Here is a 15,807-nt window from a genome sequence, read left to right on the forward strand (position 1 = left end):
GGCGAACCGTCGTGGCTTGGCAAGGTTCCCGCCCAACCGCTCGGAACCGCCACGGTGCTGGGGCGCTTGGCGTGCGACCCAGCGAAAGATCCTGCCATGAAACCAGCACGTAAGCCCCTCGCCGACCAGGTGATCGTGATCACCGGCGCCAGTTCCGGCATCGGTCTCGTCACGGCGCGGATGGCGGCGGAGCGCGGCGCCAAGGTGGTCCTGGTCGCGCGCGACGAAACCGCGCTGCGCGACGCGGTCAGGGAGATCGTCGCGGCCGGCGGCACCGCGGATGCCTACGCCGCCGATGTCGGCGACGCCGATGCGGTGCGCGCCGCGGCGGCGCATGCCAACCAGCGGTTCGGACGGATCGACACCTGGGTCAACGATGCCGGCACCTCGATCTACGGCAAGCTCGTCGCGCTGCCCGATGACGAGCATCGCCAGCTGTTCCGCACCAATTATTTCGGCACGGTGCACGGCTGCCTCGCCGCCATTCCGTATCTGACGGAATCGCGGGGCACGCTGATCACCGTCGGCTCGATCGCGGCGGACATGCCGACGCCGATCATGGCCGCATATGCGGCGACCAAACATGCGGTCAAAGCCTATGTCGACGGGCTGCGCATGGAACTGGCGAGCGACGGCGTGCCGATACAGGTGACGCTGGTGAAGCCGTCGGGGATCGACACGCCGATCGCGCAGCATGCCGCCAATCACGAGCCCGGCGAGGCGCAGATCCCGCCGCCGGTCTACGCGCCCGAACTGGTGGCCGACGCGATCCTGTTCTGCGCGACGCATGCCAAGCGCGACATCACCGTCGGCGGCGCCGGGCGCGCCCAGGCGCTGTTCGCGGCGCACTTTCCCAAGCTGTTCGACCGGATCGCCCCGCTCGCTGCGATGTTCGTCGACCCGAAGAAGGAACAGCCCGCGCCCAGCAACCTGTTCACCAGCGCCGACACCGGCCGCGCCCATTCGGGCGAGCATCCCGCCGCGCGCAAGACCAGCCTGTACACGGCAGCGGCCAAGCATTCTGAAATGACGACGGCTCTGGCGGCGGTCGCCGCGGCGGCGATCGGAGCGTTCCTCTACGGACGAAAGGATGCGGCATGAGCGATATCGAATGGCAGATGAGCGCGGTCCTCGCCAACGTCGATCGCGGCGGCAACGAGGTTCCGGAGGTCACCAACCTCGCCGACGCGGTGCGCGCGTGGCTCGCGCTCGACAACGGGTTGCAGAACGATGCGGTGCTGCGACCGGAGCGCGCGGTCGAGGTGGATGGCGAACGCGTCGCCGTCTTCACCGGACAGGCGATCCGGGCGCTCGCCGCGCAGCTGAAGCCCGAAGGAGAAAGCGCCGCCTAGGCCCTCCCGCATGGGGCATGGCCATCGCACATGGCTACGATGATGGGATCCCGCCGGCGTCCTCGTCAGATCCGTCACCCCGGACTCGTTCCGGGGTCCACCCAGCCGCAAGAGAATGGCGCGGAAACAAGCCCTCCTCCTCGCCGCAGAGTGGACCCCGGAACACGTCTGGGGTGACGGGGCGGGCTTGGAACCCGGCGCGCTTAGATATGGGTCAGATATCCTAACTCTGCCGCACCGGCCAGCGCACCGATATGCCCCTCCCCGCCGACGCGAGGAGGGGCAACGACCATCAGGCCGCCCGGAACATCTCGGGAGGCAGCGCCATCAGGCTTTCCGCGCCGCCTTCGATCTTGCGGCGCAGCGCGCCGGCGTCGGGGGCGATCCGCTCGGCGAAGAAGCGCGCGGTGACCAGCTTGGCGTCGAGGAACGCCGCATCGCCCTCACCCGTCGCCTTCAGCTCGGCGGCGGCCTTCGCCATGCGCAGCCACATCAGGCCGGTGGCGACGATGCCCATCAGATGCATGTACGGCACCGCACCCGCGCCGACGTTTTCGGGGTTCTTCATGCCGTTGGCCATGAACCACATCGTCGCCGCCTGCAGCTCGCCCAGCGCCTTCTTGAGCGCGGTGGCGATCACCGCGGTCGCCTCGACCCCCTCGGCCGCCGCGGTCTCCTCGCCGACGATCTTGAACAACGCCTGCACCGCACGGCCGCCCTTCAGCGCCAGCTTGCGGCCGACCAGATCCATCGCCTGCACGCCGTTGGTGCCTTCGTAGATCATCGCGATCCGGGCATCACGGACATACTGTTCCATGCCCCATTCGGCGATATAGCCGTGGCCGCCATAGACCTGCTGCGCATTGGTCGCGACCTCATAGCCCTTGTCGGTGCCGACGCCCTTGATCACCGGGGTGAGCAGGCCGATCAGGTCGCCCGCCATCTCGCGCTCCTCCTCGGTGCCGGCATGATGCTCCAGGTCGACCTGCAACGCGCCCCACAGGCACAGCGCGCGCAGCCCCTCGGTCCACGCCTTGGCCTCCATCAGCATGCGGCGGATGTCGGGATGGACGAACAGCGTGTCCGCCTTCTCGTTCGGCTCCTTGGGGCCGGTGAGCGCGCGGCCCTGACGGCGATCCTCGGCATATTGGACGGCGTTCTGATAGGCGACCTCGGCGATGCCGAGCCCCTGCAACCCAACGCCGAGCCGCGCCGCATTCATCATGATGAACATCGCGGCGAGGCCTTTCATCTCCTCGCCGACCAGCCAGCCCTTGGCGCCGTCATAGTTCATCACGCAGGTCGAATTGGCGTGGATGCCCATCTTGTGCTCGATCGAGCCGCAGGTGACCGCGTTGCGCTCGCCGAGGCTGCCGTCGTCGTTGACCAGCACCTTGGGCACCACGAACAGCGAGATGCCCTTCGAACTGTCCGGCGCGCCCGGCGTCTTGGCCAGCACGAGGTGGATGATATTGTCGGTCAGGTCGTGCTCGCCGGCCGAGATGAAGATCTTGGTACCGGTGATCGCATAGGAGCCGTCCGCCTGCGGCTCCGCCTTGGTGCGGATCAGGCCGAGGTCGGTGCCGCACTGCGGCTCGGTGAGGTTCATCGTGCCGCCCCACTCGCCCGACACCATCTTGGGGACGTACATCTGCTGCTGCTCGGGGCTGCCCTTGGCGACCAGCGCGGCGATCGCGCCATGGGTCAGGCCGGGGTACATGGCAAAGGCCATGTTCGACGAGATCATATATTCCTGGAAGGCGATCGAGACGACGTGCGGCATGCCCTGCCCGCCATATTCGGGCGCATTGCCGAGCGTCGCCCAGCCGCTCTCGACATATTGGTTGTACGCCTCCTTGAAGCCGGCCGGCGTGGTGACGCTGCCGTCCTCGTGGCGGGTGCAGCCTTCGAGATCGCCCGACTGGTTGAGCGGGAACAGCACTTCGGCGACGAAGCGGCCGCCCTCCTCCAGCACCGCCTCGACCACGTCGGGGGTGGCGGCGTCGAAGCCGGGCAGGTTCGCGTAATTCTGCAGGCCGACGACGTGTTCGAGGATGAAGCGCGTGTCGCGGACGGGGGGCGTATACTGGGGCATCCGGATTATCCTTGTGTGTCGGCGATATGGACGGCCTCGACGACCGCCACGAATTCGGTGAGCTCGGCGATGGCGGCGTCGATGTCCTGCTTCTGGCGTTCGAGCAGCTCGATCCGCGCGCGGCAGCGGTCGATCGACACCTGCCGCTGGAGGCGGCGGCCGTCGTCGAGATCGTAGAGGTCGATCATCTCGCGGATCTCGCCCAGGCTGAAGCCGACGCGCTTGCCACGCAGGATCCAGGCGAGCCGCGCGCGGTCGCGATGCGAATAGATGCGCTGCGTCCCGCGTCGTTCGGGGGCGATCAGCCCCTCGTCCTCGTAGAAGCGCAACGCCCGCGCGGTGACGCCGAACTCCTCGCAAAGGTCGGATATCGTGAAATTCTCGCGATCGTGGCGATGTTCGATCACGGCATAAGCGGGTGACGAGGCCATGGCATGACCGTTAGATCACGTTTACGTCAACGTCAACCTACGCACCCGTCGCGCACAGACGTTTTCCCGACGGCGTCCGCAGCGTCGCCGCCTCCGCCACCGCGCCGCTCAGCCGGTTCACGGTGAGCGAGTCGAGCGAGGCGCGGCCGGTGCAGAAGCGGTCGCACGCCGCCGGCAGCGTCGCGGGAAAGACGATGCGGTCGCCGTCGAAGCGCGCGTCGAAGCGGCAGGCGCCGAAGGTCACCGCCACCGTCTCGCCGCGACGGCGCGCGGTGCCGGCGGCGGCGCAGCCCTGCCCCTCGCCATAGTCGATCAGCGCGCCGATCCGGAAGCTGTCGCGGTCGGCGGGAACGATGCAGAGCCGGTCGGTATCGGCCGCCCAGGAGCCGGCGATGCTCGCCTGCGCGGGATCGACGACGAGTCCGGCCCGCAAAGCGGCGCGTTCCAGCCGGCTGCCCGGCGTGTCCTGCGGCGCCGGTTGCGGCGACCCGCAGCCGGCGAGCAACAGCGCCGCCAGCAGCACCCGCCTCATTCGATCGCCTGCAACCGGTCGCCGTCGATCCGGCGATAGAAGCAGCTCGTCGCGCCGGTGTGGCAGGCCGGGCCGGCGGGATCGGCGATGACCCACACAGCATCCTGGTCGCAGTCGATCCGCATCTCGACGACGCGCAGCACGTTGCCGGAGGTTTCGCCCTTCTTCCACAACCGCCCGCGGCTGCGCGACCAAAAGGTCGCCTCGCCGCTCGCCTGCGTTGCGGCCAGCGCCTCGGCATTCATATGCGCGACCATCAGCAGCGCGCCGCCGCGGGTGGTGACGACCGCGGTGATCAGCCCGGCGGCGTCGTATTTGGGATCGAGGACGAGTTCGGTTTCGCGGGGGTCGGCCATGTCGGCCCGTATAGCGGCTGTGAAGGCGGCGTCATCCATCGGAAAGCCGTCCGGCCCGCCCGAACCGGACAACCGGCGCGCCCCCGCGCAACTGGTCTTGCGCTGCTTGGCCGCATCGGTCACCCGGCCCTCGCCGAAGCTCTTCCGAGCGAGCGTCGGGCGCGTTTGCCTCCACAAGTGGCACCCCCGCGAACCCCACACAGGTCATCCTCGCGAAGGCGGGGATCCACCCGCGAACCTCAAACAGGTCATCCCCGCGAAGGCGGGGATCCATACGCGCAGGTCGGGCTTGCGTCGCACCGTCAGCGTGTATGGGGCCCCTCCTCCGCGAAGAGGACGACCGGGTGGGCGTCGTCACCCCGTCTCGCCCCGAACTGCGTATGGCTGAGATGGTGAGGTTCGATCGACTTCCTCGTCAGCCTGGTCAACCCGGACGCGTTCCGGGGTCCACCCGGCCGCAGGGGAATGGGGTCGGACCGAGCCCTTCTCCCCGCCGCGGAGTGGATCCCGGCTGCCCCCGCTCTTCGAACCGAACCCCGATCAAGCGCAACTATGTTGCCCTTGCGTTGCGCACGCGGCAAAGCTGCGCATCAATGGCCACCCATCCCTTCCGCATCGCCAACTTCCGCAGCTACTGGCTGTCGCGCCTGTCGGGGACGATAGCGCAGACCGCGCTGGCGATCGTCATTGGCTGGCAGGTCTATGGCCTCGCCCGCGAGACGATGGACGTGCGGCAGGCCGCGTTCCTGCTCGGCATGATCGGCGCGGCGCAGTTCGTGCCGCTGTTCCTGCTGACGCCCGTCACCGGCCTCGTCGCCGACAGCGTCGACCGGCGCTGGATCGTCCGCGCGACGACCGCCCTGATCGCGCTGGTCGCGGCCTTCCTCGGCGTGCTGACCTATTTCGGCGACCTGACCCTGCCGGCGCTGTTCTTCGCCGCGGTGCTGATCGGCGTCGCACGCGCGTTCACCGGACCGGCCTATTCGGCGCTCGCCCCCAATCTGGTGCCGCGCGAGAGCCTGCCGACCGCGATCGCGATCTCGTCGATCGCCTGGCAGGTCGGTTCGATCGCCGGGCCGAGCGTCGGCGGCCTGCTCTACGCGATCCATCCGGACGTCGCTTATGCGACGGTGACCGGGCTGTTCGTGCTGGCGCTCGCGACGATGTTCCTGATCGGCCCGGTGCCGCAGCCGCCCGCGCAGACCGACAAGCGGCCGCTCGCCCGCATCCTCGACGGCTTCCATTACGTCCGCAACAACCGGCTGGTGCTGGCGACGATCACGCTCGACCTGTTCGTCGTGCTGCTCGCCGGTGCCACTGCGCTGTTGCCGATCTACGCCCGCGACATCCTGCATGTCGGCGCGCAGGGGCTGGGCGTGCTCGCTGCCGGCATGGGCATCGGCGCCGCGGTGACCGCCTTATGGTTCTCGTTCCGGCCGATGGACAGCAATGTCGGCACCAAGATGCTGATCGCGGTGGTCATCTTCGCGCTGGCCGTGCTCACCTTCGGCCTGTCGACCTCCTTCCCGCTCAGCCTTGCCGCCCTCATCGTCGCGGGCGGCGCGGACATGGTGTCGGTCTACGTCCGCCAGTCGCTGATCCAGCTCCACACACCCGATGCAATGCGCGGCCGGGTGAGCGCGGTTTCGCAGCTCACCATCTCGGCGTCGAACGAGCTTGGCGAGGCGGAAAGCGGGCTGATGGCGTCGCTGCTCGGCCCGGTCGGCGCGGTCGCCTTCGGCGGCATCGCGGCGATCGTCGTCACCGTTCTGTGGTCGCGGCTCTTCCCCGAACTGCGCGCCGCACGGACCTTCGACCCGCCCGACATGTTACAGATCGAACCGCAGCACGGAGAAGCCAAGCCATGAAGGCCAACACCATCCTGGACACGATCGGCAACACGCCGCACATCCGCGTCGCCAAGCTGTTCCCGGACTCGGAAGTCTGGATCAAGTCCGAACGCGCCAATCCCGGCGGATCGATCAAGGACCGCATCGCGCTGGCGATGGTCGAGGCGGCGGAAGCCAATGGCGACCTGAAACCCGGCGGCACGATCATCGAGCCGACCAGCGGCAACACCGGCGTCGGCCTCGCGATGGTCGCGGCGGTGAAGGGCTACAAGCTCGTCCTCGTCATGCCCGAATCGATGTCGCTCGAACGGCGGCGCCTGATGCTCGCTTACGGCGCAACCTTCGACCTCACCCCGCGCGAGAAGGGGATGAAGGGCGCGATCGAACGCGCGATCGAGCTGGTCCACCAGACGCCCGGCGCGTGGATGCCGCAGCAGTTCGAAAACGGCGCCAACATCGACGTCCACGTCCGCACGACGGCGCAGGAGATCCTCAACGACTTCCGCGATTCGCCGATCGACGTGATCATCACCGGCGTCGGCACCGGCGGCCATATCACCGGCGTCGCCGAGACGCTCAAGACGCATTGGCCCAACCTCAAGGTCTTCGCGGTCGAGCCCGCCGCCTCGCCGGTCATCGCCGGCGGCCAGCCGGGGCCGCACCCGATCCAGGGGATCGGCGCCGGCTTCATCCCGCGCAACCTGCACACCCAGGCGCTGGACGGGGTGATCGAGGTCGACGCCGCGGTCGCCAAGGACATGGCGCGCCGTTCCGCGGCCGAAGAGGGCATTCTCGTCGGCATCTCCTCGGGCGCGACGCTCGCCGCGATCCTCCAGAAGCTGCCCGACCTGCCCGACGGCGTGCGCGTGCTCGGCTTCAACTATGATACCGGCGAGCGGTATCTGTCGGTGCCGGACTTCCTGCCCGAACAGTGACCATCACGCCCGTGGCGCGCAGCCCGTTGTGGCTGCGCGCGGTGCTGGCGGCGACCGCGTTTGTCGCAGTCGCCGTCCCCGCCCTCGTCGTCACCCATCCGCCCGCGATTCCGCAGCCGCACAAGCGCGTCGTGCTGCAACGCCGGGTCGTGCCCGCCGCCGAGCTGCCGCCGGTCGAGCCGGTGGCGTTCATCGACCTGACGCCCGAGGACGCCAGGGCGTTCAACGCCAGCGTCCCCTTCTCCGATCTGCCCAACCCCGCGGCGCGGCCGTTCCGCTTCGCCGGCAGCGCCGAGGATCGCGCCCGCGCCACCGACTGTCTGGCGGCGGGCGTGCTCTACGAGGCCGGCGACGATAGCGAGGGCGAACGCGCGGTCGCGCAGGTGGTGCTCAACCGGCTGCGCCATCCCGCCTTTCCCAAGACCGTCTGCGGCGTGATCTTCGAGGGGCAGGAGCGCAGCACCGGCTGCCAGTTCAGCTTCGCCTGCGATCACGCGCTGACCCGCTGGACGCCGACCGCCGACGCCTGGCGGCGCGCGCGCGAGGTCGCGACAATGGCGCTGGGTGGCGCGGTCTATCGCCCGGTCGGCTATGCCACGCACTATCATACCGACTGGGTTGTGCCTTATTGGCAGGCGAGCCTCGACAAGGTCGTCGCGGTGCACAGCCACCTGTTCTTCCGGTGGACGGGCTGGTGGGGCACGCCCGCCGCCTTCAACCGGCAGGTGAGCTCCGGCGAACCAGTGATCGCGCAGCTCGCGCCGCTGTCCGACGCGCACAAGCTGGGCGGTGCGCTGGCCGAAGCGGACGCGGCGCTGCTCGAGGCGTCGGCAGCGCTCGGGCTGGTCGCGCCGGATGGCGTGGCGGGCGAGACCGCGCCGTTCACCGCCTCGGCCGCCGACGGCGACAGTTTCTTCGTCACTTTGCCCTGGGGCGTGCAGCCGGAATTATACCCGACGATCGCCGCCAAGGCGTGCGGCGAGCGCAAGGCGTGCCGCTTCTCGGCGTGGAGCGATGCGGCGAAGACGCCGACGAGCGCGCCGCTGACCGCGGATCAGGTCGCGGCGATGGCGTTCAGCTATATCCGCGACCGCGACGCCGGGTTGGAGCGGACGCTGTGGAATTGCAGCAAATATCCACGACCGGACCGGCGCCAGTGCATGAAGCAGCAGGTGCTGCTGACGGCCATGCCGGTCGCCACGGTGACGCCGGTGCCGACGGCGACGCCGGTGGCGGAACTGGGCGGCGTGCGGCGCAAGGGCGATACGGTGGCGCGTGGCGAGGTGCCGGACGCCCCTGCCGCGAAACGCCCGGCGTCCGCCTTCCCCTCGGCTTCGTCTGCCGCGCGCCACCTGCCGCTGGCGAGCGAGCGCTAGGTTTCGTCGACGCTCTACCCACCCACCCCGTCACCCCGGACTTGTTCCGGGATCCACTCCGCGGCGAGGAGCACGGCTTGAGGGGATACCGTTCCGCTGCGGCCCGGTGGACCCCGGAACAAGTCCGGGGTGACGGGTGGTCGAGGCGCAGTACCGCGCCACGCTGCCGGTAGCGGGACTGAGCAGCGTGCGGCGCAAGGGGATACGGTGCCGCGTGGCGAGGTGCCGGACGCCACTACCGCGAAACGGCCGGCGTCCGCCTTCCCCTTGGCTTCGTCTGCCGCGCGCCACCTGCCGCTGGCGAGCGAGCGGTATGTCTCATCGACGCTCTACCCACCCACCCCGTCACCCCGGACTCGTTCCGGGGTCCACTCCGCGGCGAGGAGCGCGGCTTGAGGGGATACCGTTCCCCTGCGGCCCGGTGGCCCCCGGAACAAGTCCGGGGTGACGGGTGGTTGCAGCACGGTTCCGCGCCACGACGCCTATCCATGCCCGCGGATCGCCTTCACCAGCGCCGCCTTGTCCATCTTCGAGCGCCCCTCGATGCCGATCTCCCGCGCCTCCTTCAGCAGGTCCGCCTTGCTGCGGTCCTCCAGTTTCCCGCCGGGATGATCGAGCGTGCCGGCCGCCTTCGCATTGGCGATCCGCGCCGCCTTCTCCTTGGAATTGCCCTGCTTGCGCAGTTCCTCGTAGAGCGCGTCGTCCTTGACCTGTGCGCCGTGATCCTTCGCCATCGCCTGTCCTTTCGCGCCCGGAACGCACCTCGCGACAATCGGTTCGATTTGCGCATTACAAATACGCGACAAACGCGGAATGCGCTCCTATATGGCCACCCGCACGATGTGAGCCCCCGCCACCATGCTGACGACCCATCCGTTTGAAGACGACAAGCTGCGCGAAGAGTGCGGCGTATTCGGTGTATCCGGCAGCGACAGCGCCGCGGCGCTCGTCGCGCTCGGCCTGCACGCGCTCCAGCACCGCGGCCAGGAGGCGGCTGGCATCAGCAGCTTCGACGGCCATCACTTCCACACCCATCGCGCCATGGGCCATGTCGCCGGCAATTTCGATCGCGACGACGTGATCCGCGCCTTGCCCGGCGACTATGCGGTCGGCCACGTCCGCTATTCGACGACCGGCGAGACTGCGCTGCGCAACGTCCAGCCGCTCTATGCCGAACTGGCCAGCGGCGGCTTCGCCGTCGCGCATAACGGCAACATTTCCAATGCGATGAAGCTGCGGCGCGAGCTGATCCGGCGCGGCTCGATCTTCCAGTCGACCAGCGATACCGAGACGATCATCCATCTCGTCGCGACGTCCAACTACCGCACCCTGCTCGACCGCTTCATCGATGCTTTGAAGCAGATCGAGGGCGCCTACAGCCTCGTCGTGATGACCCCCGAAGGCATGATCGCCTGCCGCGATCCGCTCGGTATCCGGCCGCTGGTGATGGGCAAGCTCGACGGCGCAGTGATCTTCGCCTCCGAAACGGTGGCGCTCGACGTCTGCGGCGCCACCTTCGAACGTCAGGTCGAGCCGGGCGAGCTGGTCATCGTCCAGAATGGCGAGATCCGCTCGATACGCCCGTTCGCGCCGATGGCGCCGCGGCCGTGCATCTTCGAATGGGTCTATTTCAGCCGCCCCGATTCGATCGCCGGCGACCAGTCGGTCTATTCCGTCCGCAAGGAAATCGGCGCGCAGCTCGCGATCGAGACGCCGGTCGAGGCCGACCTTGTCATCCCGGTGCCCGATTCGGGCGTGCCGGCGGCGATCGGCTATGCGCAGCAATCGGGCATTCCGTTCGAGCTCGGCATCATCCGCTCGCATTATGTCGGCCGCACCTTCATCCAGCCGGGCGACAAGGTCCGCCACCTCGGCGTCAAGCTCAAGCACAACGCCAATCGCGCGCTGATCAAGGGCAAGAGGATCATCCTCGTCGACGATTCGATCGTGCGCGGCACCACCAGCCTCAAGATCGTGCAGATGATGCGCGATGCCGGCGCGGCCGAGGTGCATATGCGCATCGCCAGCCCGCCGACGCGGCATAGCTGCTTCTACGGCGTCGACACGCCCGAGCGCGCCAAATTGCTCGCCGCCAAGCTCGACCTCGGCGGCATGACCGACTTCATCCATGCCGACAGCCTGTCGTTCGTGTCGATCGACGGCCTGTACAAGGCGCTGGGCGAGGCGAAGCGCGCCGACATCCGGCCGAAATATTGCGATGCCTGCTTCACCGGAGACTATCCGACGACGCTGACCGACCAGGACGACAGCGTCGCGGTCGACCAGTTCGCGATGCTTGCGGAGCGGGTCAACTAACGCATGGGCCAGCCGCTTGCGAACCAACTCGCGCTGGTCACCGGCGCGAGCCGCGGCATCGGCGCCGCGACCGCCATCGCGCTCGCCGCGGCCGGCGCGCATGTCGTGCTGACCGCGCGCACCGCCAGGGACCTGGAGGCGGTCGAGGAGACGATCTTCGACGCCGGCGGCTCGGCGACGATTGCGCCGCTCGACCTGACGCAGACCGACAGCATCGCGCGGCTCGCCGCGGCGGTGGGCGAGCGCTGGCAGGCGCTCGACGTGCTGGTGCTCAACGCGGCGATGCTCGGCAGCCTCGCCGCGGTGCCGGCGATCGACGCCAAGGAACTGGCGCAGGTGCTGACGCTCAACGTCAGCGCGCAGGTGGCGATGATCCAGGCGTTCGACCCGATGCTGCGCAAGGCGGCGGCGGGCAAGGTGATCGGGCTGACCTCCAGCGTCGGCCGCAACCCGCGTGCCTATTGGGGCGCCTATGGCGCGTCGAAGGCGGCGTTCGAGACGCTGCTCGGCGCCTATGGCGACGAGACCGCGGACATCAGCAAGATCCGCACCGCGATCGTTGACCCCGGCGCGACCCGGACGAAGATGCGCGCCCGCGCCTATCCGGGCGAGGCGCCCGAATCGGTCAAGCCGCCGGAGGTCGTGGCGGAGCGGATCGTCGCACTGGCGATCGCCGGCTTCGAGCCAGGCCACCGCGAACGCGTGGGGTAACTTTAATCCCTCCCCCGCCAGGGGGAGGGGGACCATTCGGCGCCAGCCGAATGGTGGAGGGGGAGGAAACGGCGGCAGCGGTTATCGAAGCTGCTCCCCTGTCCTCCCCCTCCGTCACCGCTTCGCGGCGCCACCTCCCCCTTTCGGGGGAGGACTTATGTGCGCTTCACCAGCGTCACCTGTGCGACGTCGATGCCGCGGCCGCGGAAGCCGCCCTCGCAATACATCAGGTAATAGCGCCACAGATCGCGGAAGCGCGCGTCGAGCCGTTCGGGCAGGCGCCCGGCCTTGTCGGCATTCTCGAACCGCTCGCGCCAGTGGCGCAGCGTCTGCGCATAATCGAGCCCGAAGCTGTGCGGATCGGTCCACGCCAGCCCCCGCGCCTCGCACAGCGCGCGGAACCGGCTCTCGGACAGCAGCATGCCGCCGGGAAAGATATAGCGCTGGATGAAATCGACGCTGCTCGCATAGCGCTCGAACACGTCGTCGGCGATGCTGATATATTGCAGCGCCGCGCGCCCGCCGGGCTTGAGCACCCGCGCCAGCGTATCGCAATAGGCCGGCCAGTAATCCTGCCCGACCGCCTCGACCATCTCGATACTGGCGACCGCGTCGAACCGGCCCTCGACATCGCGATAGTCGGTCAGCGCCACCGTCACGCCGGGCAGGCCGCGCGCGTCGACCGCCGCCTTCTGCTCGGTCGACAGCGTCAGCGCATGGACCCGCCGCCCGCCCGCCGCCGCAGTGGCGGCGAACGAGCCCCAGCCGCAGCCGATCTCCAGGATCGTCTCGCCCGGCGCGGTGCCGGTACGCGCCAGGATCGCAGCGAGCTTGCGCGCCTGCGCGTCCTCCAGCGTGTCGCCGCGCTCGAACATCCCGCTCGAATAGGTCAGGCTGGGGTCGAGCCATTCGCGGTAGAAATCGTTGCCGAGGTCGTAATGGTCGGCGATGTTGCGCCGCGCGCCCTGTTTGTCGTTGCGCCGCAGCCGGTGCCACCCGCGCAGCAGCAGCTTCGACCAGCCGCTCGCCCGCGCCACCCCGGCCAGTTCGACGCGGTTGCGCATGAACAGGTCGAACAGTGGCACCGGATCGGGGCTCGACCAGTCGCCGTCGCGCCACGCGCGATACCAGCCGACCGAGCCGCCCGTCGCCAGCCGGACGAGCGCCCGCCAGCGGTGGAGGGTGACGATCGGCACCGGCCCCGGCCTGCGCCCGCCGAGCAGCCGGTGGGTGCCGTCGGGCAGCCGCGCCTCGATCCCGCCGCTCGCCAGTCCGGCATCGATCCGGTCGAGGAAGCGGTGGAAGATCGGGGCGAGCGCGCGTGTCTGAAATGTGTCCGCAGCCATGTCGCGGGCGCTCATGCCGCAGCTTGGCCGATTGCGAAAGGGATCAGTGCGCCGCAACCGCCTCGCCGAGCGTCAGGATCGCCGCGACATGACGCCGGGCGATTGCGAGCGCATCGTCGCCATAGCCGCCGCCGACGGTGCTCGCGAGCGGGATGCCGCGGGTCAGGCGCGCGATCGTCCGCTCGCGCTGCGCCAGCCCGTCGAGCGTCAGCGACAACCGGCCGAGCCGGTCGCCCGCGAAGGGATCGACCCCCGCCTGGTACAGGACCAACTGCGGCCGGTGCTCGGCGAGGAACGGGGCGAGCGTCGCGGCCAGGGCGGCGAGATAGGCGTCGTCGCCGATCCCGTCGGCGAGCCCGACGTCCAGCGTCGAGCGCGCCTTGCGGGCCGGGAAGTTCTTCTCGGCGTGGATCGAATAGGTGGCGATCTCCGGCCGGCCGGCGAGCAGCGCGGCGGTGCCGTCGCCCTGATGCACGTCGCAGTCGACGACGACGAGTCGCTCCACCGTCCCCTCCTCGATCAGCCGCACCGCGGCCAGCGCGAGGTCGTTGAACACGCAATAGCCCGCACCGGTATCGGCAAGCGCGTGATGACTGCCGCCCGCGGTATTGGCCGCAAATCCGTGTTCGAGCGCGAGATGCGCCGCCAGCCACGTCCCGCCCGGCACCGCCTGCGCTCGCGCCGCGACCTCGGGCGTCACCGGAAAGCCGATCCGGCGGGTCTTCAGCGGCGGCACTTCGGCGGCCAGGACCTCGGCGACATAGCCGGGGTCGTGCACAGCCTCCAGCCAGTGCAGCGGCATCGGCTCGGGCTCGTGCCACGCCACCCGTGCGCCCTCGGCGAGCAGCAGGTCGCGGATCAGGCCGTTCTTGTTCCAGCGGTAGGTGGAGCGCGCCGGCGCGGGCGCGACATAGGCGGGATGATGGACGATCGGGATCACGATCGGTAATTGGGGATGCGGCCGCCGTTCCCCAAGCTGCCCGCGGAGAGACGCATGACCGACACGCCCCCCTACGTCCGCCCGGACGTGCGGAGTTTCCTCGACTATCTCAACGCTTTGCCGGGACCTGCTCGTCACGAGATGCCGCCGGCCGAGGCGCGCGAGGCGTTTCGCGCGACTCGCTCGGTCACCGATCTGCCGATCGGCGAACTGGCGGTGATCCGCGACCTGGCGATCCCCGGCCCGGCCGGCAGCATTCCGGCGCGGCTGTTCGACGCGCGCGCGACGCGCATGCCGGGGCCGGCGCTCGTCTATTTCCACGGCGGCGGCTTCGTCGTCGGTGACCTCGATACGCATGCCGGCATCTGCGCGGAGATCGCCCGCGTGCTCGACGTGCCGGTGATCGCCGTCGACTATCGCCTCGCGCCCGAGCATCGCTGGCCGGCCGCCCCCGACGATTGCGAGGCGGCGGCGCGCTGGGTGGCGGAAAGCCCGGCGGCGCTCGACCGCAGCGTCACCAGCCTGATCCTGTGCGGCGACAGCGCGGGCGGCGGGTTGGCGATCGTCGCCGCCATGGACCTGCGCGACGAGCCCGCGGCGGTGCCGGTGATCGTGCAGGCGCCGATCTATCCCGTCACCGATGCCGGCGGCGATGTCGCCAGCGACTATCCCTCGTTCGACCATTTCGCCAGCGGCTATCTGCTGACGCGGGACGCGATGCTCTATTACGATCAAGCCTATGGCGCCGACCCCGCCGACCCGCGCGGCGCGCCGATCCGCGCAAGGCTGGACGGACTGCCCCCGGCGGTGATCGTCACCGCCGGGCTCGACCCGTTGCGCGATCAGGGCCGCGGCTATGCCGCCGCGCTGATCCGGGCGGGCGTGCCGACCGTCTTCCGCGAGGCGACCGGGATGATCCATGCCTTCGCCGTCTTCCGAAAGGCGATCCCCTCCGCCTGCGGCGATGTCGCGGGCTATCTCGCCGCGTTGAAGGACGTGATCGTCGAGGCCGAGGGCGCGCGCGTCATGGCACAGGCGGCCGGCCGATGAGCAACGACGCCAATGCCCGCCTGCCCTACCGCCCCTGCGCCGGCGTCATGCTGGTCAACCGGGAGGGCAAGGTCTTCGTCGGCCAGCGGATCGATACGACGCTGGAAGCCTGGCAGATGCCCCAGGGGGGGATCGACCCGGGCGAGGATGCCTATGCTGCCGCGATCCGCGAACTCGGCGAGGAAACCGGCATCGCGCCCGACAAGGTCGCGCTGATCACCGAGGCGCCGGAGGAATTCTTCTACGATCTGCCCGACGATCTCGTCGGCAAGGTGTGGAAGGGCAAGTGGCGCGGCCAGCGGCAGCGCTGGTTCCTGTTCCGCTTCCTGGGCGAGGATGGCGACGTGCGGATCGACACGCCGCATCCCGAATTCCGCGCCTGGCGGTGGAGCGATCCCGACGATCTGCCGGCGATGATCGTGCCGTTCAAACGCGGCTTGTACGAGGCCGTGCTCGCCGCGTTCCGGCCTCATCTCGGCGCACGGCAAACGGACTGATCTGTTTTGGGGGTTTTCTC

The 15,807-nt window shown here is 69.3% G+C and carries 16 protein-coding genes; 9 read left to right on the forward strand and 7 right to left on the reverse strand.

The genetic code is table 11. The features are described from left to right. The first annotated feature begins 96 nt into the window (after nt 1–96). Nucleotides 97–1,101: an SDR family oxidoreductase gene (locus HD841_RS08740; RefSeq protein WP_179508481.1), complete on the forward strand. Its 1,005-nt coding sequence runs from the start codon at nt 97–99 to the stop codon at nt 1,099–1,101. Next, complete coding sequence (locus HD841_RS08745) at nt 1,098–1,352, forward strand: hypothetical protein (RefSeq protein WP_179508482.1); 255 nt, start codon at nt 1,098–1,100, stop codon at nt 1,350–1,352. The genes HD841_RS08740 and HD841_RS08745 overlap by 4 nt, the downstream gene beginning before the upstream one ends. Before the next feature lie 292 nt (nt 1,353–1,644). Here HD841_RS08745 and HD841_RS08750 read toward each other — a convergent pair whose 3' ends face one another. The 4 genes from HD841_RS08750 to hisI are packed head-to-tail and all read right to left on the reverse strand — an operon-like array spanning nt 1,645 to nt 4,766. After that, nucleotides 1,645–3,447, reverse strand: a complete 1,803-nt coding sequence (locus HD841_RS08750; RefSeq protein WP_179508483.1) for an acyl-CoA dehydrogenase C-terminal domain-containing protein — start codon at nt 3,445–3,447, stop codon at nt 1,645–1,647. A gap of 5 nt (nt 3,448–3,452) precedes the next feature. Next, nucleotides 3,453–3,878 (reverse strand): MerR family transcriptional regulator, encoded by a 426-nt coding sequence (locus tag HD841_RS08755; RefSeq protein ID WP_179508484.1) that lies wholly within the window; start codon nt 3,876–3,878, stop codon nt 3,453–3,455. A 37-nt stretch (nt 3,879–3,915) separates the two neighbouring features. Beyond that, nucleotides 3,916–4,410, reverse strand: coding sequence for a hypothetical protein (locus HD841_RS08760; protein WP_179508485.1), 495 nt, complete (start codon nt 4,408–4,410; stop codon nt 3,916–3,918). Beyond that, on the reverse strand, nt 4,407–4,766 hold the full coding sequence (gene hisI, locus HD841_RS08765; RefSeq protein WP_179508840.1) for a phosphoribosyl-AMP cyclohydrolase: 360 nt from the start codon (nt 4,764–4,766) through the stop codon (nt 4,407–4,409). Before hisI ends, HD841_RS08760 begins: the two co-directional genes overlap by 4 nt. Before the next feature lie 593 nt (nt 4,767–5,359). On the opposite strand from hisI, the gene HD841_RS08770 reads away from it, so the two are divergent. From HD841_RS08770 to HD841_RS08780, 3 genes are read left to right on the forward strand one after another with little or no spacing between them, the layout of a single operon-like run. After that, entirely contained in the window at nt 5,360–6,634 is a 1,275-nt protein-coding gene (locus tag HD841_RS08770) for an MFS transporter (RefSeq protein ID WP_179508486.1), read from the forward strand. Then, nucleotides 6,631–7,551, forward strand: coding sequence for a cysteine synthase A (gene cysK, locus HD841_RS08775; protein WP_179508487.1), 921 nt, complete (start codon nt 6,631–6,633; stop codon nt 7,549–7,551). Before HD841_RS08770 ends, cysK begins: the two co-directional genes overlap by 4 nt. A 2-nt stretch (nt 7,552–7,553) precedes the next feature. After that, nucleotides 7,554–8,927, forward strand: a complete 1,374-nt coding sequence (locus HD841_RS08780; RefSeq protein ID WP_445013692.1) for a cell wall hydrolase — start codon at nt 7,554–7,556, stop codon at nt 8,925–8,927. A 482-nt stretch (nt 8,928–9,409) separates the two neighbouring features. Here HD841_RS08780 and HD841_RS08785 read toward each other — a convergent pair whose 3' ends face one another. After that, entirely contained in the window at nt 9,410–9,661 is a 252-nt protein-coding gene (locus HD841_RS08785) for a DUF7218 family protein (protein WP_179508488.1), read from the reverse strand. 124 nt (nt 9,662–9,785) lie between these two features. Here HD841_RS08785 and purF point away from each other — a divergent pair, with 124 nt between their 5' ends. Continuing rightward, entirely contained in the window at nt 9,786–11,243 is a 1,458-nt protein-coding gene (gene purF / locus HD841_RS08790; RefSeq protein WP_179508489.1) for an amidophosphoribosyltransferase, read from the forward strand. 3 nt (nt 11,244–11,246) lie between these two features. Further along, on the forward strand, nt 11,247–11,954 hold the full coding sequence (locus tag HD841_RS08795) for an SDR family NAD(P)-dependent oxidoreductase (RefSeq protein WP_179508490.1): 708 nt from the start codon (nt 11,247–11,249) through the stop codon (nt 11,952–11,954). A 155-nt stretch (nt 11,955–12,109) separates the two neighbouring features. Here the strand turns inward: HD841_RS08795 and HD841_RS08800 are convergent, their stop codons facing one another. Together HD841_RS08800 and HD841_RS08805 are read right to left on the reverse strand one after the other, a co-directional pair. Then, entirely contained in the window at nt 12,110–13,300 is a 1,191-nt protein-coding gene (locus HD841_RS08800; protein WP_257015376.1) for an SAM-dependent methyltransferase, read from the reverse strand. A gap of 43 nt (nt 13,301–13,343) precedes the next feature. Further along, nucleotides 13,344–14,240 (reverse strand): histone deacetylase family protein, encoded by an 897-nt coding sequence (locus HD841_RS08805; protein WP_179508492.1) that lies wholly within the window; start codon nt 14,238–14,240, stop codon nt 13,344–13,346. 54 nt (nt 14,241–14,294) lie between these two features. Between HD841_RS08805 and HD841_RS08810 the strand changes: the two genes are divergently transcribed. Together HD841_RS08810 and HD841_RS08815 are read left to right on the forward strand one after the other, a co-directional pair. Continuing rightward, a complete protein-coding gene (locus HD841_RS08810; RefSeq protein ID WP_179508493.1) occupies nt 14,295–15,290 on the forward strand; it encodes an alpha/beta hydrolase in 996 nt (331 codons plus the stop codon). Continuing rightward, nucleotides 15,287–15,787: an RNA pyrophosphohydrolase gene (locus HD841_RS08815; protein ID WP_179508494.1), complete on the forward strand. Its 501-nt coding sequence runs from the start codon at nt 15,287–15,289 to the stop codon at nt 15,785–15,787. The genes HD841_RS08810 and HD841_RS08815 overlap by 4 nt, the downstream gene beginning before the upstream one ends. The last annotated feature ends 20 nt before the right edge of the window (nt 15,788–15,807 follow it).

Origin of the sequence: Sphingomonas melonis (assembly GCF_013409985.1) — a bacterium.
Classification (GTDB): Bacteria; Pseudomonadota; Alphaproteobacteria; order Sphingomonadales; family Sphingomonadaceae; genus Sphingomonas; species Sphingomonas melonis_A.